The following is a 15,280-nucleotide window of genomic DNA, read 5'->3' on the forward strand; positions in this document are numbered from 1 at the left end:
CGGTCAGGTAGCGGCGCCGACAGCAGAGCCGCGTGCGCTCATGCGCAGCACATAATAGACCACGCCACCGATGCCGACGCCGAAAAACCAGCCGTAGGTTCCCCACCATTCCGGCAGAATCGACGTGAAGGTCGGCAGGATCGACGAAAACAGCGCGCCGATCACGAAAGCGATGAAGGCATTCGTATGCCAGCCGCCCTGGAAGCGGAATTCGCCGTCTTCCTGATAGAGCGCCGCCACGTTCAGCTCGCCCTTCCTGATCAGATAGTAGTCCACCATCATGACCCCGAAGATCGGGCCCATCGTCGAACCGATGAAATTGACGAAATGTGCCGCCCCCGTCTCCCACGGCGCGAACGGATAGAGCACCAGCGCAATCAGTGCGGCGATGTAGCCGCCCCGCTTGAAGCTGATCTGGCGCGGGAAGACGTTCGAGAAATCAAACGCCGGCGAGACGAAGTTTGCGACCACGTTGATGCCGAGCGTTGCGACGGCAAAGGTGAGGGCCGCAAGCAAGGCCAGAAACCAGCTGTCGAACTTCGCCGAGATCGCTTCCGGATGCAGCAGCACCTCGCCATAGACGATGAACGCCGCCGTGGTCGTCACGCCTGCCACAAGGCAGAAGGCCAGCAGATTGATCGGCAGGCCCCAGAGATTGCCCTTGCGCAAGGTTTTGGTGTCCTTGGCGTAGCGGGAGAAGTCGCAGAAGTTCAGGTAAAGCGCCGCAAAATAGGTGATCCAGGTGGCGGCGACGGCCGCAAGCGCCGGGAAGGAACCGGGCTCGCCGGGAACCCCAGCATCCTTCGTTTTCTCCAGCAGCACGTCGCGCGGGATTTCGCTACCGAAGGAGAAGGTGCCTGCCTTCACCACGAGATAAACGGCGAGGATGAGCATCATGATCCAGACGGCCGGACCGGCCAGATCCTGGAACTTGCGCACCGTCTCCATTCCGCGCTGGATGATGAGCAACTGCAAGGCCCACACGACGACATAGCAGATAACTTCGAGGGTCGAATGGCCGAGCATGTGGCTGTTCTGGTGGAACGCCAGCATGTTCTCGTTACGGACGAGAAGGGCGACGATCGCGCCGGATGCGGCCGCCGTCTGGGCGCCGTACCAGAAGCAGGCGACCACGGCGCGCACCAGCGCCGGCACGTTTGCCCCGAAAGTGCCGAACGAGGCTCGCGCCAGTACCGGAAACGGAACGCCCGTCTTGACGCCGGCATTGCCGACCAGGCTCATTAGGAAGAAGATCACCAGCGACCCGATGCCGATGGCGATCACGAAGTTGATGAAGCTGCCGCACAGTAGAAAAAGGCTGGCGGCTAGATAATAGCCCCAAAGGCTATGAACGTCCGATGTCCAGACGTTGAAGATGCTGAAAGCTCCCCACTTTCTTTCTTCTGCCGGCGCAAGATCTTCATTGTGGAGCGAGGCAGACGGATTCGTTATTGTCATGATTACCCCTCTAAGTTCCCCTGGGCAAATCGAGGCCCGTGGCGAATGTGCCGCAGGAATGGGGATTTGACAAATATTTAATCGCAGCGCGAATGCGCTTAATAATTCAGCATTGATCGATATCGCCTCGCCGGCAAGGCGCTTCGGTGCCATTTTTTCCCGGCAAGGGGTGACAAGCCTACCGCTTTCGTGTATTGGCGCACGCGGAAATGGGGCTAGCCCTGTCGACCAGCAACAAAGAATGGCGAATCCGCTCCCGCCCGCGAAGGGCAAAATCCCGAGGCAAGTCCCAAAGGATCACCTGTCGAGCGCTCTGGCTGTTTCAGAAGAACCAAAGGTTAAGACGATGAACATCATTCAGCAGCTCGAGGCCGAACAGGCCGCCAAGATCGAGGCCAAGCGCACCCTTCCCGAATTCTCCCCGGGCGACACGCTCCGCGTCAACGTGAAGGTCACGGAAGGCACCCGTACCCGTGTCCAGGCTTATGAAGGCGTCTGCATCGCCCGCTCCGGCGGCGGCCTGCAGGAAAACTTCACCGTCCGCAAGATCTCCTACGGCGAAGGCGTCGAGCGCGTATTTCCGATCTATTCCCCGATGATCGAAAGCGTAGAAGTCGTTCGCCGCGGTAAGGTCCGTCGCGCGAAGCTCTACTACCTGCGCGACCGTCGCGGCAAGTCTGCCCGTATCGTCGAAAACACCGGCACCCGCGCCCGCAAGCTCAACGACGCAGAGCGTCAGGCCGTTGCCGAGGAAAAGGCACGTATCGAAGCTGAAAAGGTTGCAGCCGCTCAGGCTCTCGCAGCCGAAAAGGCAGCAGCCGAAGCCGCAGAAGCAAAGGCAGCTGCAGAAGCGGCAGCCGCTGCGGAGCCGGCAGCAGAATAAGTTCTGCTCAACGCAAAATTCTTGCATGAAAAGGCGGTCTTCGGACCGCCTTTTCTGTTTTTGCCCCGGCCACACCTTGCAATGCTCTTGCCATCGCCTTTGCAACTATGACAATTTTCGACGAAACGCATTTCACCGGAGAACTTTCATGCCGTTCCGCCGAACTGTTCTTGCAGGCATCGCCGCTCTCGTTCTTTCGCCGCTTGCAGCGTTTGCGGCGGGTCTGCCGGACCTCGGAGGCAGAACGGTGGTCGTCGTCACGGAGAACGCCTATCCGCCGCTGCAATTCGTCGATCCGAAGACAGGCAAGCAGATCGGCTGGGAATATGACGCGATGAACGAGATTGCCAAACGGCTGAACTTCAAGGTCGAGTACCAGAACACCAGCTGGGACGCGATGATACAGGCCGTGTCCGACAATCAGTACAACATCGGCATGACCGGCATCACCATCAAGGACGACCGCAAGCAGAAGGTGGATTTCTCCGATCCCTACATGCGCTCGCAGCAATTCATGCTGGTGCGTGGCGATGAAAACCGCTTCACGGATGCCAAGACCTTCGGCGAATTCAAGGATGGCCTCATCGGCGCGCAGCCGGGCACCTCGCCCTTCTATACGGCCGTCTATGAGATTCTGGACGGCAACGAGCAGAACCCGCGCGTCAAGCTTTTCGAAACCTTCGGCGCCACGGTTCAAGCCCTAAAGACCGGCGACGTCGATCTCGTGCTGACGGATGGCGTTGCTGCAAAGGGCTACGTGGATGCCTCGAACGGTGGCCTGAAAGTTATCGGCGGCCCGCTGGGCACCGAAGATTTCGGCTTCATCTTCCCGAAAGGCTCCGATCTGGTTGCCCCGGTCAACGCCGTAATCGCTACACTCAAGGCCGATGGCACATTGGATGCCCTGAACAAGAAATGGTTCCTCGACTACAAGATGGGCGAATGACGCGGGCAAGCCTCTGATGGCGCTGCAGCCCTCTCCTGCCGGAAATCTCAAGGGCGACTATCCCTGGTGGCTGGTCGCCCTTGCCGCGCTCGGCGTCATCCTGGCCGTCGTGATCGTCATCAACGGCATCTATGCGCAGGTCTTCCGGACCGTCGTCAACGGCGTATGGATCACCATCTTCGTGACACTGGTGGCTTTTGCGCTCGCGACCTTGCTTGGTCTTGGCATCGCCCTGCTCGGGCTTTCGGATAGCCTTCTCCTGCGACAGACGGCACGCTTCTATATCGAGATCATCCGCGGCATCCCGATGCTGGTGCTGCTCTTCTATGTCGCCTTCGTCGGCGCGCCGGGCATTGTCGCCGCCTGTAATTTCCTGATCACGCCGCTTGTAAAAGCCGGTTTGGCCGAACCGATCCTCGTGCGCGATCTTCCGCTGATCTGGCGCGCGATCATCGCGCTGATGATCGGTTATTCGTCCTTCATCGCCGAAATCTTCCGCGCCGGCATTCAGTCCGTCGATCCCGGCCTGATCGAAGCCGCCAAGGCGCTCGGTCTGTCGCGCTATCACCGTTTCCGGCTCGTCGTCTTTCCGCAGGCGATCCGCGTCGTCTTCCCGCCGCTGTCCAACGATTTCGTGTCCATGGTCAAGGACAGCTCCCTCGTCTCGGTTCTCGGCGTGTCCGACATCACGCAGATGGGCAAGGTCTATGCTTCCGGTTCCTTCCGGTTCTTCGAGACCTATTCGATCGTCACCTACATCTATCTGATCCTGACGATCGGATTGTCGCTGGCCTTGAGACAAGTGGAGATGAGGATGCGCGAGGTCCAGCGGCGATAGCACTGCACGATTCAAATTGCCGTTGCCGAGAAAAATCGCTATATCCAGCACCATGGAAAGCAAGTTCAAGTGCATTGGCGCGCATGTCTTCGTGCTGCAGGACCATTATCGCCTGCCGGCACGTTTCTTTGCGTCCGTATCCGGTGCGCTCAACAGCCGACTTCGTTGATCGAATGACGGCCGGCGGGCCTATCCGCCAAACTCCATTTTCTCCATACGCTTCAATACGGATACAACGCCATGAGCGCACCGCGTACCCTTTACGACAAGATCTGGGACGATCACCTGGTCGACCAACAGGCAGACGGCACCTGTCTTCTCTACATCGACCGTCATCTGGTCCACGAAGTTACCTCGCCGCAGGCTTTCGAAGGTCTGCGCATGTCGAACCGCCAGGTTCGCGCACCCGAAAAGACGCTTGCCGTCGTTGACCACAATGTTCCAACCTCGGCCGACCGGCATCTCGGCATCAAGAACGAAGAAAGCCGCATCCAGGTCGAGCAGCTTGCCAAGAACGCCGCCGAATTCGGTGTCGAGTATTACTCCGAGAACGACAAGCGCCAGGGGATCGTGCATATCATCGGGCCGGAACAGGGCTTCACTCTGCCGGGCATGACGATCGTCTGTGGCGACAGCCACACTTCGACCCACGGCGCCTTCGGCTCGCTCGCCCATGGCATCGGGACGTCCGAAGTCGAGCACGTTCTGGCGACGCAGACGCTGATCCAGAAGAAGGCCAAGAACATGCTGGTGCAGGTCGACGGCCAGCTGCCGCCCGGCGTTACCGCCAAGGACATCGTGCTTGCCATCATCGGCGAGATCGGCACCGCCGGCGGCACCGGCTACGTCATCGAATATGCCGGCGAAGCGATCCGCGCGCTGTCGATGGAAGGCCGCATGACGATCTGCAACATGTCGATCGAAGGCGGCGCCCGCGCCGGCCTGATTGCGCCGGACGAGATCACCTTCGAATACATCAAAGGCAAGCCGCGCGCGCCGAAGGGCGAGCATCTGGAGCAGGCGATCGCCTACTGGAAGATGCTGAAGACCGACGAAGGCGCACATTTCGACCGCATCGTGAAGCTCAACGCCGCCGAACTGCCGCCGATCGTGTCCTGGGGCTCCTCGCCGGAAGACGTGGTCTCGGTCCAGGGCGTCGTTCCCAACCCGGATGAAATCCAGGACGAAACCAAGCGTGCCTCCAAGTGGCGTGCGCTTGATTACATGGGCCTGAAGCCGGGCACGAAGATGACCGACATCGCCGTCGACCGCGTCTTCATCGGCTCCTGCACCAACGGCCGCATTGAAGACCTGCGCGCTGCCGCCAAGGTCGTCGAGGGCAAGACGGTGGCTTCCACCGTCAGCGCCATGATCGTGCCGGGCTCCGGCCTCGTGAAGGAGCAGGCGGAAGCCGAAGGCCTCGACAAGATCTTCAAAGCCGCCGGCTTCGACTGGCGCGAGCCGGGCTGCTCCATGTGCCTTGCCATGAACGACGACCGCCTGAAGCCGGGGGAGCGCTGCGCCTCCACCTCCAACCGCAACTTCGAAGGCCGCCAGGGCTTCAAGGGCCGTACGCATCTCGTCTCGCCGGCGATGGCGGCAGCCGCTGCGATTGCAGGTCACTTCATCGATATTCGCGAGTGGAACTAACGACAATTGCCTCCCTCCCACTCGGAGGGAGGCATATCATCTCCGCAAGACAAGGCGTGCATTCAGTGAGACAATAGCCTTCTCGAATGCTTCGTTGCCCTTGGGTGAGCAACATGAATGCGTCACACAAGCCTTTGCCAAAGCACCGGCGCCTTTTTCTTCTGCGGCACGGAAAGTCCGCCTGGCCGGGCGATGTTGCGGATCATGACCGCCCGCTTGCTGATCGCGGGCGCAAAGCCGCGCCGTTGATCGGTAGCTATATGGCGCGCGAGAAACTCCTTCCCGATCTGGTTCTCGTATCAACCGCGCGCCGCGCGCAGGAAACGTGGAAGCTGCTGGCCAAGGAGTTGCCGCGTCCGGCCGTTAAACGCGATGTGCCGGACTTATACGAAGCCCCGGCGGCGCGGATTGCTGGCATTCTCCGCGGGATTGAGCCAACGGTGCAGACGGTCATGCTTGTTGGACACAACCCCGGCTTTCAGGATTTCGCGAACGGCCTCATCGGCAGCGGCGACTTAGAGGATTGGGCACGCCTGAAGGAAAAGTTCGTGACCGCCGGGATGGCGATCATCGATTTCAAGGCGGATCGCTGGGAGGACATCACACCGGAAAGCGGACATCTCGAGCGCTTCGTCAGGCCACGGGCACTCGCCTGAGTAAGCGGCATCGGTGAGGCGCGGGAGAGCGGTTCCGACGCCGCCCTCCCATCGACAGCTCAGAACGTTGCCGTATAGGGATCCGGTCCCATCCGAGCGCTCCTGTCGTCGAGCTTGGCGATCGCGGCCATATCCTCTGCATCGAGTTTGAAATCGAAGACCTTGAAGTTTTCCTCGATGCGCGACGGCGTCACCGACTTGGGGATCACGACCAGGCCGCTATCAATGTGCCAGCGAATGATGACCTGCGCCGGCGTCTTGCCGTGCTTCCGGGCGATCTGGCCGATGACCGGGTTCGCGATGAACTTACCCTGGCCGAGCGGGCTCCAGGACTCGGTGATGATGTTCAGCTTCTTGTGCGCATCCTGCGCGGCTTTCTGCTGGAAATCCGGGTGCAGTTCGATCTGGTTGATCACCGGAACCACGCCGGTGTCGCCGATGATATGATCCAGATGGTCGGGATAGAAATTGGAAACACCGATCGAACGGGCGCGGCCTTCCTCCCTGATCTTGACGAAAGCCTTCCAGGTTTCGCGATACAGGCCGCGGTGCGGCGATGGCCAGTGGATCAGGTAGAGATCGACGTAATCCGTGCCGAGCTTCTTCAAGCTGCCTTCGAAGGCACGCATCGTGCTGTCGTAGCCCTGATCGGTGTTGCGAAGCTTCGTCGTGATGAAAACATCCTTGCGGTCGAGTCCTGATGCGCGCACGCCTTCGCCGACGCCCTCTTCGTTGTCATAGCCCGAAGCCGTATCGATATGGCGGTAACCGACTTCGAGGGCCTTGCGGACCGTCGGCGCTGCAATCTCTTGCGGCGTTTGCCATACGCCGAGGCCGACCTGGGGAATGGAATGTCCGTCGTGGAAGGTGACGATCGGTTGATTGGCCACAATATATCTCCGTAAGTTTAAAACATGGGACGGGCATGATCTCAGTCTAAAAGCGGACTCCCGGAACGCGTTTCAGCCCAAACGCCGGTCAAACGGATATAGGACGCGGCGGGCAGATTATCACCCCTGACGGCTCAGAGAACACGCACGATTGTTCCCCTGCGCATATGCGGCAAAAGCCGGCGCATGTCGCGCGGGCTGACGGCCACGCAACCGGCGGTGGGCTGGTAGCCCGGCTTTATCAGGTGAAAAAAGATGGCCGATCCGCGATTGCGCGCACGAGAGGTGATATTCCAGTCCATGACGAGACAGATGTCGTAGAGCCCATCCTTGCGCTTCATCTCTTCGTGGCTCGGACGGAACGGCGCCCTGACGAGACGATTGTAGTTCGGATCGTTGGGCTGGTCGCACCAGAGCATGTCCTCGCGGATGCGGCGGATCGGAAGCGCGGTTTCCAGACGGCGCGGATGCTCGCCGCGGCGGAAGCCGCAAAGCAGCTTCATCGATGCGACCGGCGTTGCGCCATCGCCCTCCCGCTTTAAGAGTGTCCTGCCTGAGCGGCCAATGGCCGCTGAGACGACGACAGGACCACATTGAACCAGCGCGCGACTCTTCTTGCCGGGTGCCGGGCGGACGATAATGGTGGATGGCACCGTTCTTCGGGTTCGCCTTTTTTTCTCCATCTTTCTCACATGTTGTTGTTTTGCTTGTGAGTTCAATTGAAATCACATCGGCCGAGCACCGGCAACAGCGCGTCTCTGGTCTTTGCCAATGATCGAATATGGCGTAGGACTTGATTGGACGGAATCTGAGGAACAGAACCGCATGACCGCACGCACCATTCTACTGGTGGATGATGATAACGACCTCCGCGAAACATTGACGGAGCAGCTTTCGCTCTATGACGAGTTCACGGTGCTGCAGGAGCCGACTGCCGGCAAGGGCTTACAAGTCGCCCGCAATACGCCTGTCGACCTGCTGATCATGGATGTCGGGCTGCCGGATATGGACGGACGAGAAGCAGTGAAACTGCTACGCAAGGGCGGCTTCAAGGCTCCGATCATCATGCTGACCGGGCACGACACGGATTCGGATACTATTCTTGGCCTGGAGGCGGGTGCCAACGACTACGTCACCAAGCCGTTCCGTTTCGCCGTGCTTCTGGCGCGCATCCGCGTTCAGCTTCGGCAACACGAACAGAGCGAGGATGCAACCTTCACCGTCGGACCTTATCTCTTCAAACCGAGCCAGAAGCTTCTGACCACTCAGAACGGCCAGAAGATCCGCCTCACGGAGAAGGAAGCGGCGATCATCCGTTATCTTTATCGTGCCGAGCAGAGAGTGGTCACACGTGACGTTCTTCTCGAAGAGGTATGGGGATACAATTCCGGCGTGACGACCCATACGCTTGAAACGCACGTCTACCGCCTGCGCCAGAAGATCGAGCGCGATCCATCGAATGCCGAAATCCTGGTGACGGAAAATGGCGGATACAAGATCATACCGTAAGGCAAAAGCCGCATGGCTCTGACAGACGATATTGACCTGCTGGCACAGCAGCCGCTCTTCGGAGGCATGTCTTCTGACCAACTGCGGTTGATCGCCTTCGGCTCCGACCGGCGTTTGATCTCCACCGGGCAGATGCTGTTCCGCGAGGGGTCGCCTGCGGAGAGCGCCTACGTCGTGGTCGGCGGCGCGCTGGAGCTCAGCACAACAGGCGCGGATGGTCAGCCGAAGGTCCAGCATATCGCGGGCCCCGGCACATTGTTGTCCGAGCTCGCGCTGGTAACCCTCGTGGAGCGCAAATTCACAGCGGTCGCGCGGGAAGATTCCAGCGTGATCCGCATCACCCGGGCGCTGTTCCACAGACTGATTGAAGAATATCCGGACGCAGCCCGCGTGATAGAAAACCGCATCCGCGACAACATCGCGCGATTGGCGGCGCGAGCGACCGCGCAGCTTCACCGCTTTTCGTAATCTCAGAGATTGAAGAACGCCGTCACCGGCACATGGTCGGATGGACGATCCCAGCCGCGCGCTTCCTTCAGGACTTCGATGCGTTGAAGCAGCGGCCCGAGATCGGAGGATGACCACACATGATCGAGACGGCGGCCGCGATCGGCGGCCTGCCAATCCTTGGCGCGATAGCTCCACCAAGTGTAGAGCTTTTCGCTCGGCGGCACGTGCTGGCGCATCAGATCGAGCCAGGCCCCGCGTTTCATGACCTCCAGCAGACCTTCAGTTTCCACGGGCGTATGGCTGACGATCTTCAGCAGTTGCTTGTGTGACCAGACGTCATGCTCAAGCGGCGCGATGTTCAGGTCGCCGACGAGGATCGCCGAAGTATTCGCTTCGCCGTTGGCCTTCAGCAGCTTCATTTCCCCGACGAAGTCCAGCTTGTGGGCGAACTTCGGATTGACGGCCGGATCCGGCTCGTCGCCGCCGGCCGGAACATAGAAGTTATGCAGCCGGACGCGGCGTGCTCCACGCTCGAAGAGCGCCGAGATGTGACGTGCGTGACCAACATTGCCGTAGTCCAGACGATGGTCTTCCAGAAGCGGAATGCGCGAGGCAATGGCAACGCCGTGGTATCCCTTCTGGCCATGTATGATGATGTGGTCATAGCCCATGGCGCGCAGGGGAGCTGCCGGGAAGAGCTCGTTCGGAACCTTGGTCTCCTGAAGACACAGGATGTCCGGTCGATGCTTGAGAACGAACTGCTCGACGATCGGCATGCGCAGCCGCACGGAATTGATGTTCCAGGTAGTGATCGAGAAGCTCATGCCATTGCCTTTCCAACAGGACTAGAAAGCCCTTAGAGGAAAGGGGGTGCCGATGGAACGTCCGTAAGCAAAACGCCCGGCTTTCACCGGGCATTTTTCACAGAGTGTCGTTCAGCATCAATCGCGGGAAGCCGCAGTGCCCTGGATGCTTTCGTAGGGCACCCTGAAGACTTTGTCGTCGAACTGGACGCCGGTCCTCACGTTGAAGACCATCACGGAGGTGTTCTTGCCTTGATTGTCGGTAATCGTCCACTGACGCAAATCGTAGGTCTTTGGGTCGAACATCATGGTAATCGTCGAACTGCCGAAGATGGTTCTGTTGCCGAGCGCAATCGTCGTCAGATCCGATTCTTCCTTCACGCTCTTCACCGAGCCGTCCGACAGGTCGATCCTGCGTGCAAGCAGCAGGCTGAGCGGCGTCTTGGAAAGCGGATAAAGGCTCCAGGTCTTCAGCTTCAAATTGCCGACCGCAACATTCCTGCCGTCGGAAATGACGCGGATCGGCGACGGATTGTCATAGTTGAACCTCAGCTTGCCTGGACGCTGGATGTAGAATTTTCCGCCCGTCTGTTCGCCACGCGGGCCGAATTGCACGAATTCGCCCTGCATGGTGGCGACTCCGGAAAAATGATCCGCGATCGCCTGCGCCGCTGCGGAACCGCCGGCGGTGGAACCGCGAGCGGCAGTCTGTGTCGCCGCTGAACCGTCTGGCGCAGCCGGTGCCACGGCAGAACCGTCCGGCGCAGCCTGTGCGAAGGCATTGGCGGGAGCCGCAATCGAAACGGCAGCCAGCCCCATCGCACCGAGAAGGTGCCGGCGTGTCAGCGAGAAGCCGTTGAAATAGAGTTCGGAGTTGGTCATCTAGGTCTCCTTTGATGCCCTGCATGCTGCCGAAACGCGGCGTCTTCATGGCGCAGAAGCATCGCTGCAGAAAGTAACGTTTTCGGGGCTATCAGGTTTCCGTGAAGCCATTGCCCCGTTCCGGCACTAGCGATCGAGTATATCACCTTCCGTCGGAACGAGAATTTCTCGTTTGCCGGCGTGATTTGCAGGACCGATGATGCCTTCCTGCTCCATTCGCTCGATCAATGAAGCGGCACGATTGTAACCAATGCCGAGGCGGCGCTGGATGTAGGAGGTCGAAGCCTTGCCGTCCCTGAGCACGATTGCCACCGCCTGATCATAGGGATCCTCGGAGTCCGACAGGTTGGCCGTACCCGCCGGACCGCCGCCGTAGTCGCCGTCCTCGTCGTCGTCAGCGGTGATCGCGTCGAGATATTGCGGCGCTCCCTGGGTCTTGAGATAGGAAACGATCTCTTCGACTTCCATATCGGCAACGAAGGGGCCGTGGACGCGCTGAATGCGCCCGCCGCCCGCCATATAGAGCATATCGCCCATGCCGAGCAGCTGTTCGGCGCCCTGCTCCCCAAGGATGGTGCGGCTGTCGATCTTCGACGTGACCTGGAAGGAGATGCGCGTCGGGAAGTTCGCCTTGATGGTGCCGGTGATGACGTCCACGGACGGGCGTTGCGTTGCCATGATGACGTGAATGCCGGCCGCACGCGCCATTTGCGCGAGACGCTGGACCGCACCTTCGATATCCTTGCCCGCGACCATCATCAGGTCCGCCATTTCGTCGATGATGACGACGATGTAGGGCATCGGCTGCAGGTCGAATTCCTCGGTCTCGTACATGGCTTCGCCGGTGTGGCGGTCAAAGCCTGTCTGCACGGTTCGGGAGATCGCCTCGCCCTTGGCCAGCGCCTGCTCGACACGGGCATTGAAGCCGTCGATATTGCGCACGCCGATCTTGGACATCTTCTTGTAGCGCTCTTCCATCTCGCGAACCGTCCACTTGAGCGCAACGACGGCTTTCTTCGGATCGGTGACAACAGGCGAGAGCAGATGCGGGATGCCGTCATAGACGGAGAGTTCCAGCATCTTCGGATCGATCATGATGAGGCGGCACTGCTCGGGCGTCATGCGGTAGAGCAGCGAAAGGATCATGGTGTTGATGGCGACGGATTTACCGGAGCCGGTGGTGCCGGCCACCAGCAGGTGCGGCATCTTCGCGAGATCGGCAATGACGGCCTCGCCGCCGATCGTCTTGCCGAGCGCCATCGCAAGCTTCGCCTTGGACCCTTCGAAATCACGCGAGGCGATCAGTTCGCGCAGGAAGACGGTCTCGCGCGTCGAGTTCGGCAACTCGATACCGATCGCGTTGCGGCCGGGAACGACGGCGACGCGGGCGGCGATCGCGCTCATGGAGCGGGCAATGTCGTCGGCAAGGCCGATGACACGAGAGGACTTGATACCGGGAGCCGGCTCAAGTTCGTAGAGCGTCACGACCGGGCCGGGACGGACATGGATGATCTCGCCCTTGACGCCGAAGTCTTCAAGAACGCCTTCGAGCATGCGCGCATTCTGCTCCAGCGCATCGGCGGAAAGCGACGAGTCACGAACGACATTCTTTGGCTCGGCAAGCAGATGCACGGAGGGAATCTGAAAGCCCTCCGGCCGAATGAAGGAACCCTGCGATTCGCGTTCGATGCGGGTTCCCGGTTTCGGCCGCGATATCTGCGGCACAACGTGCGGCTCGGGCTTTCCGCCTGAAGCCCTTGGTGCACGGATCATCCAGTCGTCGCCATCCTCATCCGGCAGGATACCGGCCGGGCGCGGAGGCATGTCACTGTCAAACGGCACATCGTCATCGTCGTCGTCATCACTGAGCGAGATCGACGGCGCGGAAACAACGCGGCGCTGCGAGGCACCTTGCTCCATGGACGGATCGACCCGAAGACCACGGCCTGCCGGTGCCTTGGCCCGGATAGGCTCGTTGAGCGTTCCGAATTCATCATCGTTGAAGTCGTAGGGCGATTCAAAATCACTTTGGCGACGCTTGCGCGGCCCCATGCCGAAGATGCGGCGCATGCGCGCCTGGCTCATGTACCAGGCATGCGTCAGCGCCCCAAACGCCAGCCAGCCGCCCTCTTCTTCGTCATCACCGTCATCGGCATCGCCAACCGAGCGTGCCTTGGAACGTGTATCGACGAGATCGTCAGCGTCATCCTCGTCGGCTTCCGTGCGGCCGATAATGCCGGCGGCGAAGAGCATCATCCAGGCGGTCGGCAGCGCAAACACGCAGCCCACGGCCGTTGCAAATGTGCCGCTGGGATAGGCGCCGACGAAGAGCGCCGGGAACCGAAGGATCATATCGCCGACAACACCGCCGATGCCGTTCGGAAGCGGCCAGGTGAGCGGCGGCGGAAAGCATCCGACGACGGCAGAGGAAAGGATCGAACCCAGCGCCCAGGCACCTGCCCGCGCTGGAATGCGGCTGATGTGACGGCCGGAAATCAGCGCCAGAGCCCAAGCAACAACGGGTAGCAGCGCGACCACGCTCGAAAGCCCTAAGAACTGCATCGCGATGTCGGCAAAGGCGGCACCGCCATAACCCAGAATATTGGTAGGCGGATTGCTGGTCGCGTAGGAATAGCTCGGATCTGTGACGTTCCAGGTCGCAAGCGCTGCGACCACGAGAGCCAAGAGCAGAAAGATCGCAAAACCCGCGAGGGCTTGCGCCTGCCTGAACAGGAACCCGGAAAGAGAGAACCGGTCCGGCCGGTTATCGATCGCCGGCGACGTGCTTCTTGCCATGTACCCAACCCGTCCAATGCTGAGCGCGCGAATCGCCGATGCGTCGCCGCGCAATGTGCGTCCGCTCCACCTAACCAGAGGAGGGTTAAAGCGATGTTAACCATGCCCAAGCGATGCAGGGCGAAAATAAAAGGGCCCGAACCTTCAAGGTCCGGGCCAAATGCGGCTTACATATCAATAAGCCGCGACGGGCTGTTCAGCGGCGCCCTCGCCGGGCGCCGCAATTACGCCAATCAAGAAGAGTGGTAAGCGGCTTCGCCATGGGTCGACAGGTCGAGACCTTGGCGCTCCGCTTCGACGGTCACGCGCAGGCCAACGATCACATCAACGATCTTGTAGAGGATCGCGGAGCCTACGCCGGACCAGACGATGGTCGTCAGGACGCCCTTGAACTGAGCCCAGACCTGAGTTGCCGTACCGGCATAGGAAGCGGCGAAGTCCGGCGTCGAGTAGTCGACGATACCTGCACCGCCGAGAGCCGGGTTGACGAGAATGCCGGTGCCGATTGCGCCGAGGATACCACCGACGCAATGGACGCCGAAAACGTCAAGGCTGTCGTCGTAGTTGAACTTGTTCTTCACGACGTCGACGAAGAAGTAGCAGACCGGCGAGACGATCAGGCCGAGAACGATCGACCCCATCGGACCTGCGAAGCCAGCCGCCGGCGTAACGGCAACGAGACCGGCGACGGCACCCGAGGCAGCACCGAGCATCGAAGCCTTGCCGCGGGCAAAGGTTTCAACGATGCACCAGGAAACAGCGGCAGCAGCCGTTGCGACGAAGGTGTTGATCATTGCGAGCGATGCGTAGGAATTTGCTTCGAGGTTCGAACCGGCGTTGAAGCCGAACCAGCCGACCCACAGAAGAGATGCGCCGACCATGGTGAGCGTCATCGAGTGCGGAGCCATGATCTCCTTCTTATAGCCTGTGCGCTTGCCGAGCATGATCGCGCCGACGAGACCGGCGATACCGGCGTTGATGTGAACGACCGTGCCACCGGCAAAGTCGATCGCGCCATACGAGAAGATGAGACCCGACGGACCGTCATATGCGCTCGGACCGCCCCAGAACCAAACCATGTGCGCCATCGGGAAGTAGACGAACGTGACCCAGAGGACGACGAAGAGCATGACAGCCGAGAACTTGATACGCTCGGCGAATGCGCCGACGATCAGGGCAGGCGTGATGCAGGCGAAGGTCATCTGGAAGCAGACGAAGGTCAGCTCCGGAATGGCAACGCCCTTCGTGAAGGTTTCGGAAAGCGACGTGGTGTCGACACCGGCGAGGAAGGCCTTGGAGAAGCCGCCGACGAAGCTGTTCAGGGAGCCGCCGTCGGTGAAGGCCAGCGAGTAGCCGTAGGTGACCCAGATGATCATGACGACGGCCGTGATCATGAAGACCTGCATGAGAACCGAAAGCATGTTCTTGGCGCGAACGAGGCCGCCGTAGAACAGCGCGAGGCCCGGAATCGTCATCATCAGGACGAGAACCGTGGAGATCAGCATCCAGGTGTTGTCGC

At 60.3% G+C, this 15,280-nt stretch carries 14 protein-coding genes; 7 read left to right on the plus strand and 7 right to left on the minus strand.

The window, feature by feature from the left end:
• Positions 1 to 3: 3 nt before the first annotated feature.
• Positions 4 to 1,458: an NCS1 family nucleobase:cation symporter-1 gene (locus ACPYOI_RS18315; protein WP_481419846.1), complete on the minus strand. Its 1,455-nt coding sequence runs from the start codon at positions 1,456 to 1,458 to the stop codon at positions 4 to 6.
• A gap of 346 nt (positions 1,459 to 1,804) precedes the next feature.
• On the opposite strand from ACPYOI_RS18315, the gene rplS reads away from it, so the two are divergent.
• The 5 genes from rplS (at position 1,805) to ACPYOI_RS18340 (ending at position 6,431) form a co-directional block, all read left to right on the plus strand.
• A complete protein-coding gene (gene rplS, locus ACPYOI_RS18320; RefSeq protein WP_168831714.1) occupies positions 1,805 to 2,341 on the plus strand; it encodes a 50S ribosomal protein L19 in 537 nt (178 codons plus the stop codon).
• 148 nt (positions 2,342 to 2,489) lie between these two features.
• A complete protein-coding gene (locus ACPYOI_RS18325; RefSeq protein WP_481419847.1) occupies positions 2,490 to 3,287 on the plus strand; it encodes a transporter substrate-binding domain-containing protein in 798 nt (265 codons plus the stop codon).
• A 16-nt stretch (positions 3,288 to 3,303) separates the two neighbouring features.
• Positions 3,304 to 4,125 (plus strand): amino acid ABC transporter permease, encoded by an 822-nt coding sequence (locus tag ACPYOI_RS18330; RefSeq protein ID WP_481423149.1) that lies wholly within the window; start codon positions 3,304 to 3,306, stop codon positions 4,123 to 4,125.
• A gap of 240 nt (positions 4,126 to 4,365) precedes the next feature.
• On the plus strand, positions 4,366 to 5,775 hold the full coding sequence (leuC, locus tag ACPYOI_RS18335) for a 3-isopropylmalate dehydratase large subunit (protein WP_481419891.1): 1,410 nt from the start codon (positions 4,366 to 4,368) through the stop codon (positions 5,773 to 5,775).
• A gap of 113 nt (positions 5,776 to 5,888) precedes the next feature.
• Complete coding sequence (locus tag ACPYOI_RS18340) at positions 5,889 to 6,431, plus strand: SixA phosphatase family protein (protein WP_481419890.1); 543 nt, start codon at positions 5,889 to 5,891, stop codon at positions 6,429 to 6,431.
• 59 nt (positions 6,432 to 6,490) lie between these two features.
• Here the strand turns inward: ACPYOI_RS18340 and ACPYOI_RS18345 are convergent, their stop codons facing one another.
• Together ACPYOI_RS18345 and ACPYOI_RS18350 are read right to left on the minus strand one after the other, a co-directional pair.
• Positions 6,491 to 7,321: an aldo/keto reductase gene (locus ACPYOI_RS18345; RefSeq protein ID WP_481419889.1), complete on the minus strand. Its 831-nt coding sequence runs from the start codon at positions 7,319 to 7,321 to the stop codon at positions 6,491 to 6,493.
• Positions 7,322 to 7,455: 134 nt separating this feature from the next.
• The gene (locus ACPYOI_RS18350; RefSeq protein ID WP_481419888.1) at positions 7,456 to 8,004 is read right to left on the minus strand and encodes a L,D-transpeptidase family protein; all 549 of its coding nucleotides are present in this window, start codon (positions 8,002 to 8,004) and stop codon (positions 7,456 to 7,458) included.
• A 142-nt stretch (positions 8,005 to 8,146) separates the two neighbouring features.
• On the opposite strand from ACPYOI_RS18350, the gene ACPYOI_RS18355 reads away from it, so the two are divergent.
• Both ACPYOI_RS18355 and ACPYOI_RS18360 read left to right on the plus strand, forming a co-directional pair.
• A complete protein-coding gene (locus tag ACPYOI_RS18355) occupies positions 8,147 to 8,830 on the plus strand; it encodes a response regulator transcription factor (protein WP_168831721.1) in 684 nt (227 codons plus the stop codon).
• A 12-nt stretch (positions 8,831 to 8,842) separates the two neighbouring features.
• Positions 8,843 to 9,298 carry a cyclic nucleotide-binding domain-containing protein gene (locus ACPYOI_RS18360; RefSeq protein WP_481419887.1) on the plus strand — a complete coding sequence of 152 codons (456 nt, stop codon included), beginning with the start codon at positions 8,843 to 8,845 and terminating at the stop codon, positions 9,296 to 9,298.
• Positions 9,299 to 9,300: 2 nt separating this feature from the next.
• Here the strand turns inward: ACPYOI_RS18360 and ACPYOI_RS18365 are convergent, their stop codons facing one another.
• From ACPYOI_RS18365 to ACPYOI_RS18380, 4 genes are all read right to left on the minus strand, one after another.
• Entirely contained in the window at positions 9,301 to 10,104 is an 804-nt protein-coding gene (locus tag ACPYOI_RS18365) for an exodeoxyribonuclease III (RefSeq protein WP_481419886.1), read from the minus strand.
• 117 nt (positions 10,105 to 10,221) lie between these two features.
• Positions 10,222 to 10,965, minus strand: a complete 744-nt coding sequence (locus tag ACPYOI_RS18370) for an outer membrane lipoprotein carrier protein LolA (protein WP_481419885.1) — start codon at positions 10,963 to 10,965, stop codon at positions 10,222 to 10,224.
• Between the two features lie 126 nt (positions 10,966 to 11,091).
• Positions 11,092 to 13,761 (minus strand): FtsK/SpoIIIE family DNA translocase, encoded by a 2,670-nt coding sequence (locus tag ACPYOI_RS18375; protein ID WP_481419884.1) that lies wholly within the window; start codon positions 13,759 to 13,761, stop codon positions 11,092 to 11,094.
• 233 nt (positions 13,762 to 13,994) lie between these two features.
• On the minus strand, positions 13,995 to 15,280 hold a 1,286-nt coding region (locus ACPYOI_RS18380; RefSeq protein ID WP_481423150.1), incomplete at its 5' end, for an ammonium transporter.

This window comes from Rhizobium sp. SVR5-2C, from assembly GCF_056755115.1.

Excerpts from the sequence above, each read along its gene's own strand:
- ACPYOI_RS18315 (WP_481419846.1), bottom strand. The coding sequence starts at position 1,458 with ATGACAATAACGAATCCGTCTGCCTCGCTCCACAATGAAGATCTTGCG.
- rplS (WP_168831714.1), top strand. The coding sequence starts at position 1,805 with ATGAACATCATTCAGCAGCTCGAGGCCGAACAGGCCGCCAAGATCGAG.
- ACPYOI_RS18325 (WP_481419847.1), top strand. The coding sequence starts at position 2,490 with ATGCCGTTCCGCCGAACTGTTCTTGCAGGCATCGCCGCTCTCGTTCTT.
- ACPYOI_RS18330 (WP_481423149.1), top strand. The coding sequence starts at position 3,304 with ATGGCGCTGCAGCCCTCTCCTGCCGGAAATCTCAAGGGCGACTATCCC.
- leuC (WP_481419891.1), top strand. The coding sequence starts at position 4,366 with ATGAGCGCACCGCGTACCCTTTACGACAAGATCTGGGACGATCACCTG.
- ACPYOI_RS18340 (WP_481419890.1), top strand. The coding sequence starts at position 5,889 with ATGAATGCGTCACACAAGCCTTTGCCAAAGCACCGGCGCCTTTTTCTT.
- ACPYOI_RS18350 (WP_481419888.1), bottom strand. The coding sequence starts at position 8,004 with ATGGAGAAAAAAAGGCGAACCCGAAGAACGGTGCCATCCACCATTATC.
- ACPYOI_RS18355 (WP_168831721.1), top strand. The coding sequence starts at position 8,147 with ATGACCGCACGCACCATTCTACTGGTGGATGATGATAACGACCTCCGC.
- ACPYOI_RS18360 (WP_481419887.1), top strand. The coding sequence starts at position 8,843 with ATGGCTCTGACAGACGATATTGACCTGCTGGCACAGCAGCCGCTCTTC.
- ACPYOI_RS18365 (WP_481419886.1), bottom strand. The coding sequence starts at position 10,104 with ATGAGCTTCTCGATCACTACCTGGAACATCAATTCCGTGCGGCTGCGC.
- ACPYOI_RS18370 (WP_481419885.1), bottom strand. The coding sequence starts at position 10,965 with ATGACCAACTCCGAACTCTATTTCAACGGCTTCTCGCTGACACGCCGG.
- ACPYOI_RS18375 (WP_481419884.1), bottom strand. The coding sequence starts at position 13,761 with ATGGCAAGAAGCACGTCGCCGGCGATCGATAACCGGCCGGACCGGTTC.